10 protein-coding genes are annotated in these 15,601 nt (G+C 61.4%); 7 read left to right on the plus strand and 3 right to left on the minus strand.

What is annotated here, in order from left to right; all coding sequences use genetic code 11:
- The first annotated feature begins 1 nt into the window (after position 1).
- The 3 genes from FR699_RS04660 (at position 2) to FR699_RS04670 (ending at position 3,965) form a co-directional block, all read left to right on the plus strand.
- Positions 2–2,431: a type II secretion system F family protein gene (locus tag FR699_RS04660; protein WP_158854403.1), complete on the plus strand. Its 2,430-nt coding sequence runs from the start codon at positions 2–4 to the stop codon at positions 2,429–2,431.
- Positions 2,428–2,664, plus strand: coding sequence for a hypothetical protein (locus tag FR699_RS04665; protein ID WP_158854405.1), 237 nt, complete (start codon positions 2,428–2,430; stop codon positions 2,662–2,664). The genes FR699_RS04660 and FR699_RS04665 overlap by 4 nt, the downstream gene beginning before the upstream one ends.
- Positions 2,665–2,777: 113 nt before the next feature.
- Positions 2,778–3,965 carry a redox-regulated ATPase YchF gene (locus FR699_RS04670; protein WP_158854407.1) on the plus strand — a complete coding sequence of 396 codons (1,188 nt, stop codon included), beginning with the start codon at positions 2,778–2,780 and terminating at the stop codon, positions 3,963–3,965.
- A gap of 36 nt (positions 3,966–4,001) precedes the next feature.
- Here the strand turns inward: FR699_RS04670 and FR699_RS04675 are convergent, their stop codons facing one another.
- The 3 genes from FR699_RS04675 to FR699_RS04685 all read right to left on the minus strand — a co-directional run bounded on the left by FR699_RS04675 (position 4,002) and on the right by FR699_RS04685 (position 8,678).
- The gene (locus FR699_RS04675; RefSeq protein ID WP_158854409.1) at positions 4,002–5,114 is read right to left on the minus strand and encodes a DNA topoisomerase IV subunit A; all 1,113 of its coding nucleotides are present in this window, start codon (positions 5,112–5,114) and stop codon (positions 4,002–4,004) included.
- Positions 5,111–7,546, minus strand: a complete 2,436-nt coding sequence (locus FR699_RS04680; RefSeq protein WP_158854412.1) for a DNA topoisomerase VI subunit B — start codon at positions 7,544–7,546, stop codon at positions 5,111–5,113. Before FR699_RS04680 ends, FR699_RS04675 begins: the two co-directional genes overlap by 4 nt.
- A gap of 70 nt (positions 7,547–7,616) precedes the next feature.
- A complete protein-coding gene (locus FR699_RS04685) occupies positions 7,617–8,678 on the minus strand; it encodes a TrmB family transcriptional regulator sugar-binding domain-containing protein (RefSeq protein ID WP_154553188.1) in 1,062 nt (353 codons plus the stop codon).
- 271 nt (positions 8,679–8,949) lie between these two features.
- Here FR699_RS04685 and gyrB point away from each other — a divergent pair, with 271 nt between their 5' ends.
- From gyrB to FR699_RS04705, 4 genes are all read left to right on the plus strand, one after another.
- Positions 8,950–10,863 carry a DNA topoisomerase (ATP-hydrolyzing) subunit B gene (gyrB, locus tag FR699_RS04690; RefSeq protein WP_158854414.1) on the plus strand — a complete coding sequence of 638 codons (1,914 nt, stop codon included), beginning with the start codon at positions 8,950–8,952 and terminating at the stop codon, positions 10,861–10,863.
- The gene (gyrA, locus tag FR699_RS04695; protein ID WP_158854416.1) at positions 10,860–13,334 is read left to right on the plus strand and encodes a DNA gyrase subunit A; all 2,475 of its coding nucleotides are present in this window, start codon (positions 10,860–10,862) and stop codon (positions 13,332–13,334) included. The genes gyrB and gyrA overlap by 4 nt, the downstream gene beginning before the upstream one ends.
- Positions 13,335–13,754: 420 nt before the next feature.
- Positions 13,755–14,288, plus strand: a complete 534-nt coding sequence (locus FR699_RS04700) for an Rrf2 family transcriptional regulator (RefSeq protein ID WP_154551539.1) — start codon at positions 13,755–13,757, stop codon at positions 14,286–14,288.
- A gap of 127 nt (positions 14,289–14,415) precedes the next feature.
- The gene (locus FR699_RS04705) at positions 14,416–15,585 is read left to right on the plus strand and encodes an NAD(P)/FAD-dependent oxidoreductase (RefSeq protein WP_154551538.1); all 1,170 of its coding nucleotides are present in this window, start codon (positions 14,416–14,418) and stop codon (positions 15,583–15,585) included.
- Positions 15,586–15,601 lie beyond the last annotated feature (16 nt).

Below are 15,601 nucleotides of genomic sequence, written 5' to 3' on the forward strand. Positions count from 1 at the left end.
CATGAGTGTCGTCGGGTACCTGCCGCTCGTGGTCGCCGTTACGATCGCGGCGGCAGTCGCCTCAACCCGTCTCAGCAAGCGCCTCGATCGGCTCATCACTCGGATCGCACGCCGGTACTTCAGCCGATACGTGCCCGCCTCCGCCGAGCGACGCCGGCTCCTCGAATCGGCCTACGTCGATACGACCTACCGGGTCTACGCCGCCAAGACCTACCTGTACACGGCGACCGCCTCGGTCGTCGGTGGCGTCATCGGCGTCTATGCCGTCGGCGCGGCACTGGTCGTGCTCCCGATCGTCGCCGGTATCCTCGCCGAACTCCCTTCTGTCATGGGGGAGGTGCTGGGGGAACGAAACATGGAGATTCTTCTGTCCCCGAATCAGGTCTTCTTCGTCCTGACTGCGGGAGGCGTCGTGTTCGGCGTGCTCTCGGCAATTCTGACCTACGTCTTGCGCTGGCAGTTGCCATCCGGCCACGCGGAAGTCCGCCGGCGGGGGATCAACGAGGCACTACCCAGGACAGTGGCGTTCGTCTACGCCCTCGCCCGCGGTGGCATGGCATTCCCGGAAGTGATGCGAACGCTGGGACGCAACCGGGCGATCTATGGGGACGCCGCAGACGAAATGAGTGTCGCCGTCCGGGAGATGGATCTGTTCGGCCGAGACATGATCTCGGCGGTTCGTCGGACTGCCCACCGCAGTCCCAGCGACCCGTTCCGGACGTTTGCCGAGAATTTAGCGAGTGTGCTTTCGAGTGGTCAGAAGCTCCCACAGTTCCTCGAAGACCAGTACGAGCGACTCCAAGAGGAAGCCGAACAACGACAGGCGGAGGTACTCGAATTACTTGCGACGATCGCTGAGGCGTACGTGACAACGTTGGTGGCCGGGGTGTTGTTCCTGTTTACCATCCTGCTCGTGTTCGGGCTGACGATCACCGACACCCTCCCGATCTTGCAGATGCTGGCGTACGTCATCGTCCCGCTGTCGAACGCGCTGTTCGTCGTCTATCTGGCCCAGAAGTTAGAGGAGCTTGGAGTCGCCCGCGAGAGCGGACTAGAGGCCATTCAAACGGGATCGGAATCGGCGACACGCATGCCAAACACCGCGAGCTCGAAAAGAAGTAACCTGGCCTACGCGGCTGCGGGGCGAGCCCAGCTCGCACTGTACGACCGCGTGGCACGCATCAAACGAGTCTTGCGCCAACCAGTACAGACCATCCTCTGGAACCCGTCACGAGTATTTTACATCACGGTGCCGATCGCGCTGCTGTGGGTCGCGATCTCGCTCCCAGCGGCGGTTACCGAGTACGGGTTCAACCTTCGGCTCGCCGACGACGTGTTCGTCCAGGTAACGATCTTCCTGATCGGGACCTACGCTATTGTCCGGGAGCTATACACCCGACGGATCGACCGTATCGAGGCCGCGACGCCGGAACTCCTCGAACGACTGGCGAGTCTCAACGAAGCGGGGATGTCCTTCGTCGAGAGCGTCGATCGGGTTCGCGATACGGACCTCGGGATGCTGACAGACGAAGTTAACCGTATCTGGACGGACATGTCGATGGGAGCAAACGCGTCCAACGCCCTCCGCCGATTCGGTCGGCGTGTGCGGACATCTTCGACCGCCAGAGTCGTCTCGCTGCTGACCAACGCGATGAAAGCAAGCGGCAAGCTCGGGCCGGTACTCCGGATCGCTGCCACACAGGCCCGGTCTGACCTCCGCATGCGCCGAGAGCGCCGCCAACAGATGTTCACCTACCTCGTGGTCATCTACGTCTCGTTTCTGGTCTTTCTGGTGATTATTTTCGCTGTCCAAGAAGTCCTGGTGCCGAGCCTGCCGAACAACGTTCCCGTTCCGGATCAGTCAAACCGGCTGGGCGTCGACGTCACCGCCTTCGCTCGCCTCGGGCAAGTGAACAAACCGGCGTACACGCTCGTCTTTCTGCATGCCGCACTCATCCAGGGTGTCCTGTCGGGGTTCATCGCGGGCCAACTCGGCGAGGGCACGCTCAAGGACGGGGCGAAACACGCAGCGATCCTGTTGACGATCGCGTACGTCTTGATCCTCGTAGCCTCCTCGCCGGTTGCCTCCCTGACGATGCAAAATCAGCAGGCGATCGGACAGACCGTGACGATCGATTCCGTCTCGACGTCGGAAGGTGGGTTCGTCGTGGTTCACGAGCGGACCAAAGACGGACAAGTCGTCGGCCAGACCGGGTATCTGCCCCCAGGAGAGCATACGAACGTCGTCGTCGAGATCGACGAGCCCATACGCACCCAAGCGACGCTCGTGGCCGTGCCACATCAAGACACGGACGACGACGAACGCCTCAGCTACGCTGGCGGCTCGCTCGATCATCCGTACCGATCCAGCGACGGGGCGATCGCCGTCGATGCGAGGATCGATCCCCCCGACGACGGCGAAAACGAGTGAGCCCGTCTCTCGACGTCAACGGCGACGGTGAACTCTCACTGGACGTCGACAGACCCTACCGCTCGGGCGGGGACGCCGTCGCGGTCGAAGCGACGATCTCCCCGGCGGAGTCGGCCGAGACGACTGCGCTCGAACGCGTTGAGGGCTCTCTCACCGGGAAAGCGCCCGAGACGAGTCCGATCTTCGAGGCGGGCCAACCGATCACCGACATCCCAATGCCCAGGAAGGTTTGAGGGGTCGACTGCAGTTCGAGCGACTCGTCGAACGTGTCTCGCTCCCCTGTCAATCCCTCGCCAACACACGGTGGATGAGAACGTTTTAGCCGACCGTTGACTGCTAGTCGCCAATGAGCTACAAGATCGGCCTCGTGGGCAAGCCCTCCGTCGGGAAGTCCACGTTTTTCAATGCAGCGACGATGAACGACGTGCCTGAAGGAGCCTACCCGTTCACGACGATCGATCCATCGGTCGGTGAAGCCTACGTCCGCGTCGAGTGTGCCGCCCCCGAGTTCGACCACACCTGTACCCCGAACCACGGCTACTGTGCGGATGGCATCCGCTTCGTCCCGACTAAACTGGTCGACGTTGCCGGGCTCGTGCCCGGTGCCCACGAGGGCAAGGGGCTCGGCAATCAGTTCCTCACGGACCTGAACGAGGCGGACGTGCTGGTCCACGTCGTCGACTTCACCGGCGAGACGGATCTGGAAGGCGAACCGACGACGGATCACGACCCGCGTGAGGACATCGACTTCCTCGAGAACGAACTCGACATGTGGTATCTCGATATCTTCGAGAAGGGCATCGAGCGCTACCGCTCGGGCTACAACGGGGACGACGGGAATGTCGAGGCTGATCTGGCCGAACAGCTCTCGGCCTTCGGTATCGGCGAAGACGAGATCAAGCAGGTCATCCTCGGCGAAGGGCTCGAACTCGATCCCGACACGTGGGAGGAAGCCGATCGGCAAGCCCTCGCCCGCGAGATCAGAATGCGAACCAAGCCGATCGTCATCGCCGCCAACAAGATGGACACCGAGGCCGCACAGGACAACTGGGAGACGGTGACAACCGATCCAGAGTACGAGCACCTGACGTTCGTGCCCGTCTCGGCCCACGCCGAGAAGGCGCTGAAGAACGGCGACGAACAGGGCGTCCTCGAGTACCGCCCCGGTGACGAAGACTTCGAGGTGACGGCTGACCTCCCCGCAGAGAAAGCCGCCGGACTCGAGGAGATCCGCGAGTTCGTAGGGGCCTACGGCGGGACAGGAGTTCAGGATGTCCTCGAAACGGCGCTGTTCGACGTGCTGGGTGCGATCGCCGTCTTCCCCGGTTCCGGCGCTCCGAAGGACGACGGGACCTTCCTGCAGGACTGTTTCGTGCTCCCCGACGGCTCGACAGCCGAGGACTTCGCGTACTTCCTGCATACGGACATCGGCGAGGGGTTCCTCCACGCCCACGACGTCCGGTCGGAACGCCAGGTCGGCTCGGAGACGGAACTCGATCACCGCGATGTCATCGAGATTACGACGACGAACTGACGCAGTGCGCAGAAGAGCGGTCGTCCTCCAAAACCGCTACAGGACCCCCATCTCGTCGAGCCGCTCGGGGAGGTACGTATCGGTGACGAAGTCCAGGCCGTAGGAGGCCAGGGCCTGCTGTTCGGACTTCTTCTCGATGTCCAGCTGGAGTTCGATCTGTTCCTCCCAGTAGTCCGTCTGGAAGCGGGGGTCCTCGAGTTCCGATTCGAGGGCGTTCACGTCCGAGTCCGCGAGTGGATCGGTTGGGAGGTCGTACTCGACGATGTCCTCGGGCTGGACGCCGATGAACTGCGCCTCGGGCGTCGCAAGGTACTTCGAGAGGTGAGCCGACTTGATCGACCCGTAGGCGACCGAGCCGTAGATCCGGTAGGACCAGGGGTCACCGTCAGTGAACACCGTCACCGGCAGGCCGAGTTCGTCGTGCAGGCGCTTGGTCAGCCGCCGGGTCGCACGGGCGGGCTGGCCGCCCAGGTGGACGACTATCGCATTGTACTCGTCGTCAAACCCGTTTTCGACGAGTCGGTCACGCATACCGCCGGTTTCCACACACAGGACGAACTCAGCGTCGTTGTCCAGGAATTCGATCGTGTCGGGGTCGTTGGGGATCTGGTAGCCACCCTGGCCCACATCCTCCTGGCAGTGGATCTCCCGATCGCCGCGGTTGGTCTGCTCCCGGAGACGGAGAGGGCCCATCACCTTCGCGCCCGATTCCTCGGGACGCATGTGGAACTCCTCGCGGCGCACGTCCGAGACGATCTCCAGATCCTCGATGAGTTGATTCGACTCGTCCTGGCTGTTGAACTGCGCTTCGTCCAGATCCCAGGACTCGCTGAGGTAGTACAGTTCACGCAGGGTCGAGGAGCGGTCCTCCTCGAGTTGGTTGGCGAGGAAGTCGATCGAGTAGATGACCTTCAGGAGCTTCTGGGCTCCACGGACGCTGTTGGCCGATCGCGTACTCTTCCGGTCGCCGTAGACCCAGACCTTCTGCTCGGGGTCGTACTCGATGTTGGTCTTGGTCCGGGTCGGGACGTCCATGTGCGGGACATCGCCGCGCTCGAACTGGTCGTAAAACTGTGCTGCCAGATCGAGCAACCGCTCGCGGGCGTCCCCCTCGGTCGCGTCTGTCGTCTCGCTTGATTCAGTGCTCATTGTTCACCGTCCACGGTCAGTTTCGCGCTCTCGATCCCATCCACCGAAATGTCGAAGTCGGCGTCGCCATCGATCTCGTAGGTCAGGGCCGCCTCTTCGCCGCTGGCGACCGTTGGCGACCACTTGAGGAACCATTCGCCGTCCATCTCGACGACACGAGCGTCGTCGCCGTCCGCGTGTACGTCGTCTGGTTCGACCGTGACGATATCCGTAATCTCCGGCTCGGCGTTCGCCGAGTCGTTGTTCTCGACGACCAGCCGGACCGTCCCGTTCTCGACCTCGCGCTCGACCAGGACGTTGTTCATGATCCGGGCCAGCGAATCGTCGATATTCAGTGCCTTGCGGCCGGTCACCTCCGACAGCTTCGTGGCCATCTCCGGGAGGATCGTCCCGAGTTTGTCCTGTTTCTCCCGGCGCTTTCGCATCGACCGGCGCTTGTTCAGGAAGGACTTGAGTTCACGGGCGGCCTCCCTGATGGCGAGTTCGATCTCGTCTTCGATCGCGGGCACGTTCGCGATAGCGTCCTTCGATTCGCTGGTGAAGGGCACGTTCGTCGAGGCGACGTGAACCATCACGACGGCCGGCCCGTTGGGCAGGCCTGATCCGCCGGGCTGATCGAGGCCGTAGTTGCGCCAGTTGATCGTCTTGACGACGTCCGTCGTCGCACAGGCCCCACGCTGATAGACCAGCGGCACGCGGTTGGCAAAGCGCATCACGTCGACGGCGCCGCCGTCTTCCAGATCGCCCCCGTAAGCGATCCCGGCCTCGACGATAAATGGGTCGCCACCCGATACCGCGGCATCGCGGGTCGCCGCGGCGTAGAAGTCGGCGTCGAACTCCTTGCGCAGTCCTTCCTCGACTAAGCGCTCGGTGATCGGGGCCAGACAGTCCGTCGGCGGGGAGATGATATCTGTCTCCCGCATCGCTTCGAGGAGTTCCGAAGCCGTATCGCGCCCGTCTGCAACAGTCGAGACGTTCGGCGGCTCGTCGGGAACGGTCACCATAACGTCCCAAATCGCTTCGCAAACGTTCTCACGCGCGGTCTCGCCGATCGTCGCATCGTCGTACTCCTCAGTGCTCTCTGCGGCTCGCTGGACGTACTCCTCGAGTTCGTCCCGCGTACAGCGGTGGCGATTGTCGTCGCTGTCGAGGAACTTCGTGGCGATGCGATCGGCCAGGCCGTGCAAGGTAGCGTCGTCCTTCCGAGAACTCGTCGCGGCCTCGACGAGCCCGTAGAGGTCCGAAGCGAGGGTTTCGCGGGGCTCACCGTCGTCGGTGTCCCCGAGAACCGCCGCCCAGGCAGCGGCTGTGGCTTTCTCTCGGACCGTACTTCCGAAGGTCGTTCCGAATCCCTCGGCCGCATCCTCGGCCGCCACGTCGACGACCGCCCGGAGTTCGTGGTGGGCGAGCCGCTCGCGGTCACCGATCGTGTCAGCAACCTCACGGGCAAAGGACTTCGTGGCGTCTTTGCCCTTGTTGGCGACTGCAGCCCGGACGGTAACCTCGAGATCGCCCTCGTGGGCCTCGGGCGGTCGCCAGGCCATTTCACGACCGAAATGCCGGTCCCGGAAGTTGTTCAGGACCTTCTCGGCGGTCGTTGCACCCACGCGGGTGAACTCACCCTGCATGAATCCGGAGATCGAGTAGGAGTCCGTCGCCTCCAGCATCTTCAGGAGAGTGCCGAGTTCGACACCGTGTGGGTGGGGCCTGATCTCCTCGGTCTCGGCGGGCAGTGTAGCTCCCTCGGCGCGTTCGAACTTCAGCGGGTCGTCGATGTTCGGTTCGACGAACTCGATGCGGGCGTGCGGGTTGACGACTGCCGTATGCTTGATGTAGTCGTGCAATTGCTGACGGGCTCGCAGATTGGCCTCCATTTCCACCTCGATGCGGGTCCCGTGTGGGCGATCCCACGTGGTCGTCTCGTCGACGCTGATCTCCGGCTCGTTGGTATCTGTGTCGATGATCAACTCGAAGTAGTGGGCCGTCTCGCTGCCGTTCGTTCGTGACGTGATCTTCGCCGGTTTGCCGCTGGTCAATTGTGAATAGAGGACGGCTGCGCTGATCCCGATTCCCTGCTGGCCGCGATTTTGCTCGCGTTTGTGAAAGCGGCTGCCATACAGGAGTTTCCCGAAGACTTTCGGGAGTTGCTCCTTGGTGATTCCGGGGCCGTTGTCCTCGATGACGAGACGATAGTAGTCACCGAGATCCGCTATCTCGACGTAGATATCCGGCATGATATCGGCTTCCTCACAGGCGTCTAAGCTGTTGTCGACGCCCTCTTTGACGGCCGTGACCAGCGCCCGGGCGCCGGAGTCGAACCCGAGCATGTGCTTGTTCTTCTCGAAGAACTCGGCGATAGAGATCGAGCGCTGGCTCTGGGCCAACTCTTGGGCGATCCCCTCCTCGCCGAGTGTCGACTGCCTCCCTGACATCCTGTAGAAAGTGCAACCGTCCCGTGGTTAAAGACTTCCCGATGGCCGGTCACCGCCGGCGGAGACGTTACTACTCAGCGGCTTCGAGCGTGACTGTCCGGGCCTCGTACTCTTCGAGGAACGCGCCAGTGCCACCGATCGTGATTTCGCCTTCGTCCGTCTCGATGAGCAACGAGTGCTCGATCGGGAACTCGTTGCTAATCGGATCGACGATCCCCTGTCGCGTGTCGGCTACCCGCCCAGTAACCGTCTCTGTCTCGCTGTCCTCGGAGCTATGCAAGGCTTCGACGCAGGCGTCGATCGCGTCGCCGTCACGCAACCGGAGGGTAGCTTCGAAGACCGCCTGTTCGAAACTCTGGTAGGTTTGGGGGAGTGGTGCCGGATCGATAACCTGGACTTGCTCGGCCGAGACCCAGAAATTCGCCAGGAACGAGCCATACAGCGTCGGGACGATTCGCTCTTGGACGAGCGAAATCGCCTGCTCGTCGCTGTTGGCCGTCGTCATCATCTCTGAGGAGGAGACCATCCCGAGATCCCGATCGGCACCGAGGATCACGGGAATCGATGCGTCCCAGCTCCGGACGACACTGGCGATCGGCCGGTCGTAGCCAGCCAGTTCTTCGAGATCCGGTTCAGCATTCGTCACCAACAACAACACGAGGACGCCCCGATCGACGGCATCCTGGAGTTCCTCCGCGACGCGGGAGACAGACGAATACGGGATCGATAGCCCGACACGGCGGTCGGCCTGGCTGATGTACTCGTTGATTCGCTTGAGGACAGTAACCCGGGACTTGATGACGTCGAAGCGCTGGGGCCTGGCCTCGGACTCGGAGTAGCGGCGTTTGAGAGCTGGCTGAATCTCTTCGAGGCGGTTCGAGAGTAGTTCGATTACTTCCTCGGGAGGTTTGGCGCGGATTTTCGTCGGAACGACGTGATCGTTGACCTCGACGAACCCCTGTTCTTCGAGTTCTTCACAGACGCTGTAGACGTAGCGTTTCGAAACGCCGGTCGCATCGGCGATCGTGCTGGCCTTGGCTTCGCCGTTTTCCAGCACGGCCAGATACGTCTGGATCTCCGTCTCGGAAAGCCCGAACCGCTCTAGCTGTGTCCCGAGCGTCGAGTCATCGATTTCAGTCATCGGACCGGATACCCCCAAAGAGCTCGCGATCAGTTGCACATCCCCCACCCGCTCGACCCCGACCGGGAACCGAGGGGTTCATTAGTGTCAACGCCCGTTTGACTTCACGGCCGTCGGCACCGTACACAATTCCCAACATGTGTCGACGTTCGCTCCCCATATAAATAAATTGTTTGTATTATTTCTTCACATGCACAGAGGTCCGTGCGCGCGCGCACGAGGGGTTTAAGACCCACGAGACGAAACAACGAGACAGTGTTTTATGAGCGACGATAACGAGTACGGTGCCGGTCAAATCCAGGTTCTGGAGGGGTTACAGGCCGTCCGGAAGCGACCGGCGATGTACATCGGCTCGACGGATACGAGAGGATTGCACCACCTCGTCTACGAGGTCGTCGACAACGCCATCGACGAGGCGTTGGCTGGCCATTGTGACAGTATCGACGTGACGATCCACGACGATGGATCGGTCTCGGTAACCGACGATGGGCGGGGGATTCCAGTCGACCAACACGACGACCACGACGCACCTGCGGTCGAAGTTATCATGACTGTCCTACACGCCGGTGGGAAATTCGACAACAAGTCCTACCAGGTGTCTGGCGGCCTCCACGGGGTCGGCGTCTCGGTTGTCAATGCCCTGTCCCAGGAGTTAGCGGTCGAAGTGAAGCGAGACGGCGGTGTCTGGCGACAGTCGTTCGATCACGGCGAACCGGTCGGGTCGCTCGAACGGGTTCGGGACCTCACACCCGAGGACGGGACCGGAACGACGATCCGCTTTTTCCCTGACGAAGACATTTTCGAGACGACGGACTTCCAGTTTTCGACGCTAGCAAACCGGTTGCGAGAGCTGGCGTTTCTCAATTCCGGCGTCGCCATCTCTCTCGTTGATGAACGCGACGACAACGAGGAACACTTCCAGTACGAGGGGGGCATCAGGGAGTTCGTCGAGTATCTAAACGAAACGAAAGACGCCCTCCACGAGGAGGTCGTCTACTTCACCGACGAGGCGGAGGGCATCAAACTCGAGGTCGCCATCCAGGCGACCACCGAGTTACAGGGTTCGATCCACGCTTTCGCAAACAACATCAACACCCGAGAGGGGGGCACCCACCTCACCGGATTCAAGACGGCACTGACCCGTGTCGTCAACGACTACGCCAGCACGAACGACCTGCTGGGCGAGATCGACGACACCCTCAAAGGCGATGATATCCGCGAGGGGCTGACTGCGGTCATCTCGGTGAAACATCCCGATCCACAATTCGAGGGCCAGACGAAGACCAAACTGGGCAACAGCGAGGTCCGTGGCGTCGTCGAGAGTGCGATGCACGAGAACCTCGGGACGTACTTCGAGGAGAACCCCGACGTCGCCCAGGCGATCGTCCGGAAAGCCGTCGAGGCCGCAAAGGCCCGCAAAGCCGCAAAAAAGGCCGAAGAACTCACGCGCCGCAAGAGTGCCCTGGAGTCGACGGCGCTGCCGGGCAAGCTCTCTGATTGCCAGACACGCGATCCCGACGAGGCCGAATTGTTCATCGCCGAGGGAGACAGTGCCGGAGGCAGTGCCAAACAGGCACGCAATCCCGAAAACCAGGCCGTTCTCCCGATCAAGGGCAAGATCCTCAACGTCGAGAAACACCGCCTCGATCGGATCCTCGAGAACGACGAGATCAGAGCGATGATCACCGCGATCGGGACGGGGATCGGTGACGAATTCGACATCGAGGAGTGTCGGTACAAGAAGATCGTCATGATGACCGACGCGGACGTCGACGGTGCGCACATTCGGACACTCCTGTTGACGTTCTTCTATCGACACATGCGGCCACTGTTAGAATCCGGGTACGTCTATGCCGCCCGTCCACCGCTGTACCGCATCCGGTACCGTGGCGAAACCTACGACGCGATGACAGACGAAGAACGGGACGAGATCGTCGAAGAGAAGTGCAACGGCAACCCGACGCAGGTCCAGCGCTTCAAGGGACTGGGTGAGATGAATCCACAGCAACTCTGGGAGACGACGATGAATCCCGAAAACCGGTTTCTCAAGCAGATCACCATCGACGATGCTGCTGCCGCGGACAAGATGTTCTCGGTGCTGATGGGTGATGCCGTCGAGCCGCGCAAGCAGTTCATCAAGGAACACTCCCCAGAAGCCGAGTGGGTCGATATATGAGCTCAGATCTACCCGACAACCCGGACACAGACGTCGAAGCCGCACGCGTCGATCACGTCCGGATCGAAGACGAGATGGAGCAAAGTTACATCGACTACGCGATGAGCGTCATCGCCGGTCGCGCCCTGCCTGACGTCCGGGATGGCCTCAAACCCGTCCATCGACGTATTCTCTATGCGATGCACGAGATGGGAGTCACAAGTGGCTCCTCACACCGCAAGTCCTCGTCGATCGTCGGGGACACCATGGGGGATTATCACCCCCACGGCGACAGCGCGATCTACGACACCCTGGTGCGGATGGCCCAGGACTTCTCGATGCGCTACCCGCTGGTCGACGGCCAGGGCAACTTCGGCTCGATGGACGGCGATCCGGCTGCTGCGATGCGCTACACGGAGGCCCGGATGGCCCCCGTCGCCGAGGAGTTACTGGCTGACCTACAGAAAGAGACCGTCGACTTCACCGCAAACTACGACGATCGTCTCCAAGAGCCCGAGGTCCTCCCGGCGGCCTTTCCGAATCTCCTCGTGAACGGCTCGTCGGGCATCGCCGTCGGGATGAGCACGAACATTCCGCCACACAACCTCGGCGAGGTGATCGACGCGACGATCCACCTGATCGACAACCCCGACGCCGAGGTGACCGACCTCATGGAGTACGTCACGGGACCGGATTTCCCGACCGGAGCAAATATCGTCGGCAAAAACGCGATCCATTCGGCGTATTCGACCGGGCGAGGCCGCCTGACGGTCCGCGCAGAGTACGAAATCGACGAACTGGACTCGGGCCGCCCCCGGATCGTCATTACGGAAATCCCTTTCCAGGAGAACAAGGCCCGAATGGTAGAGCGGATTGCCGAGGACGTCAACGAGGGGCTCATCGAAGGCGTCTCGGACCTCCGAGACGAGTCCGACCGGGACGGCGTACGGGTCGTCGTCGAATGTAAGCGTGGCGCGAACGTGGATGTCGTCGAGAATCAGCTTCTGGACAATCACCTCGAGTCGACGTTCGGCGTGATCAACCTCGCCTTAGTCGATGGCGAGCCGCGGGTCCTGACGCTCAAGGAGACACTCCAGCACTACATCGACCACCGCAAGGAAGTCGTCCGTCGGCGGTCGGAGTACGATCTCGGAGAGGCACAAGACCGTGCCCACATCCTCGAAGGGCGCTTGAAAGCGCTCGAAAACGTCGAGGCCGTCGTCGACCTCATCCGGGAATCCGACGACCGGGACGCTGCCAAGACCGGCCTGCAGGAAACCTTCGATTTCTCGGCCGAGCAAGCCCAGCACATCGTCCGGATGCAGTTGGGGAGCCTCACGTCGATGGAGGCCGCCGAGGTCCAAGCCGAGTACGAAGAAGTCCAGGCCGAAATCGAGCGCCTAGAGACGATCTTGAACGACAAACAGGAACTGTTTGCGGTCATCAAAGACGAACTCCGGGCCGTCAAAGACGAGTACGACGACGATCGCCGGACGAGTATCGTCGAAGACGACGGGACAGTCACGCGTGAAGACCTCATCCCGGAAGAAGACTGCCTGGTCGTCATCACCGAAGACGACTACATCAAGCGGATGCCCGAAGACCGCTTTGACCCGCAAGGACGAGGCGGGAAAGGGATAATCGGGGCCGATCCCAAAGAGGGAGACAGCGTCTCGAAGGTGTTCCGGGCGAACACCCACGACTATCTGTTGGCCTTCACGAATCAAGGGCAGGTCTACCGGTTGAAGACCTACGAGATCCCCGAGATGTCACGTACCGCCCGCGGGAAGTCGGCGATCAACCTGCTGGATCTCGACGATGACGAAGAGATCACTGCCGTCGTCAGTACCGACGAACTCGACGACGACGAGTGCATCACGATGGTTACCCGGCAGGGCTACGTCAAACGGACCTGCTGTTCGGAGTTCGAGAATATCCTCTCGACGGGGATCATCGCTGCCAAGCTCGAAGCCGACGACGCGTTGGTAGACGTGGCCGTCACCGACAGCACGGAAGATCTCGTGATCGCAACGGAAGGTGGGATGACGATCCGCTTCGACGAAACAGACGTCAGACAGATGGGTCGGACAGCCCGTGGTGTTCGCGGTATCGATCTCGAAGACGGGGACGTCGTTGCCGGGCTGGTCGCGACCGAAGACGGCGACGACCAGTCGTTGCTGACCGTCACCGAGAACGGATTTGGCAAGCGGACACCCCTCTCTGCGTATCGGACGCAATCGCGATACGGCAAGGGACTGATCGACATCAAAACGGGTGAGCGAAACGGACGTGTCACGGCCGTGAAAGCCGTTGGCGACGACGATCACTTGATCGTCATGAGCGCGACGGGCCAAATCATGCGGTGTCCGGTCGCCGATGTTTCGGCCGTCGGGCGCAACACGATGGGCGTGACGATTATGGACGTCGAAGTCGGCGATACAGTCGCTTCCGTGGACGTCATTCCGGGGTCGACAGGCGAAACCGAAGAGTAACGGCCATTTCGAACCGGCACCGTCGAGCGCACTCACAGAATTTTACTCACGCCATCAGTAAGGTGGCTCTCAGCCGTCTCGGATGAGACGGGTACTGCGACGCGACGCCCACTCGCATACACAACCCGTGTTGAAGCGGTTCGCCAGGACAGCGCCCTTAGCCCAGGCACGGAAGAAGGCTGGAGATCCAATGGTCAAATCCCACAACAGGCCCCTTCGTGGGTTCCGCAACGAGAATCTGGCTAGTCGTTCGAATCGGACGTGGTGGCAGATATGTCAACATCCATATAACGGGGTTGGAATCGGATTACCGGCGGCGATGGCTATCTAGAATCTGTCGAGGTAACGGCTACCAAGAGACGTTCCCGAGAATCAGGTGTCACCGTCGCATTTAAGACCGGCTATCACGAAAAATAACTCATGTCATCAATCGAACTCACACCTAGCCAGAAAAACATCCTCCAGGAACTCATTAATCTCTACCGGGACAGTGAAAACGCTGTCAAAGGCGAGGAGATCGCCGAGAAGGTCAATCGAAATCCGGGGACGATCCGCAACCAAATGCAGTCGCTGAAAGCACTCCAACTCGTCGAAGGCGTCCCTGGGCCGAAAGGCGGCTACAAACCGACGGCCACTGCCTACGATGCACTCCAGATCCAGGACATGGATCACGCCGCCGAGGTCCCGCTGTATCACAACGGTGAGCGAAGCGAAGAGGCAAACGTCGCCGAGATCAACCTCGCAAGCGTTCACCACCCCGAAAACTGTCGCGCCGAAGTGACGTTGCAGGGCTCGCTCAGTAACTACGCGGAGGGCGACAGCGTGACCGTCGGTCCGACTCCCCTGTCGAAACTCCAGATCGTCGGGACACTCGACGGGAAAGACGATACCAGTAACAAACTCATTCTGACGATCGACGACATGGTCGCACCGGCCGAAACCCCCGAACACTGACCCAGCCGCGACGCCGCGGGCGACAGCCGGGCATTCTCACCGCGTTCGAAACAGCAATTACGACGTTGCCTTCCCGTAGCGACGGGATTTCAAAGGGTTTGTATCCACCCCTCACTGACGAGCGGGTATGACTGAGACGGTGGTCGTCCTGGGGTCCGGGTACGCGGGCGCGGGGGCGATCCAACGGCTCGAATCCGAACTCGACGACGGCCAAGATCTCGTGTGGGTCTCGGAGAAGCCCTATCACCTCGTTCTCCACGAATCTCATCGCTGTATCCGGGATCCGACTGTCCAAGACGACATCACGATCCCGATCGAGGAGATCAAATCCCCCGCAACAACGTTCCGTGAAGGTCGCGTCGAGACGATTGACACCGGAACCGACGGCCGGACGGTCCACCTCGCCGATGGCAGTACTGTCGAGTACGATTACCTGCTCGTTGCGGTCGGCAGTCGGACCGCATTCTTCGGTATCGAAGGGCTCGAAGAGCACGCACTCACGCTGAAGAGCCTCGATGACGCCCTGGCGATCCACGACGCGATCGTCGAGGCGACTGAGAACGCATCGCCGGACGATCCAGCCACCGTGTTGGTCGGCGGTGCCGGGCAGACGGGCGTCCAGGTTGCCGGCGAGATCGCGGCCTATCGTGACCACCACGACGCGCCCATCGAGATCACGCTCGTCGAAGGGCTGGAGTCGGTCGTGCCCGGCAACAGTCGGGCGTTCCGGGGAGCGATCCGCGATCGTCTCGAGGAACGGTCGGTACGGATCCAGACTGGCAAGTTCATCGATGACGTCGATGCCGAGACAGTCCACCTCGAAAATGGAGACCAGCTCCCCTATGACGTGCTGGTCTGGACTGGCGGTATCACCGGCCAAGAGGAAATGAACGACGTCGAGATCGGAAAAGATCGGGAGAGTAACAGGCTGCGAACGACGACGACGTTCCAGACCGACCACGACCAGGTGTTCGCGATCGGTGATGCAGCCCTCATCGATCAGCCCGGTGACGAGCCCGCGCCCGCAACGGCCCAGGCCGCCTGGCAGGCAGCAGACGTCGCCGCCGAGAACATTGCCCGGACACTCCGGGGGCAACCGCTGAAGGAGTGGCGCTTCGAAGACAAGGGCACGGTCGTCTCCGTCGGTGAGGACGCCGTGGCAACGAACGTTCTGTACTCGCCGATCGAGACGTTCGGCGGAATCGGTGCCAAAGTGCTCAAAAAAGTTATCGCAACGCGATGGATCGCCGACGTGTCGTCACTCTCTCGGGCGGTTTCTGCCTGGGGGAAGATGTAGGAACGCGGCCCGTCTA

The sequence above is a fragment of the Halorhabdus sp. CUG00001 genome (assembly GCF_009797925.1).
In the GTDB taxonomy this organism is placed as follows: Archaea; Halobacteriota; Halobacteria; order Halobacteriales; family Haloarculaceae; genus Halorhabdus.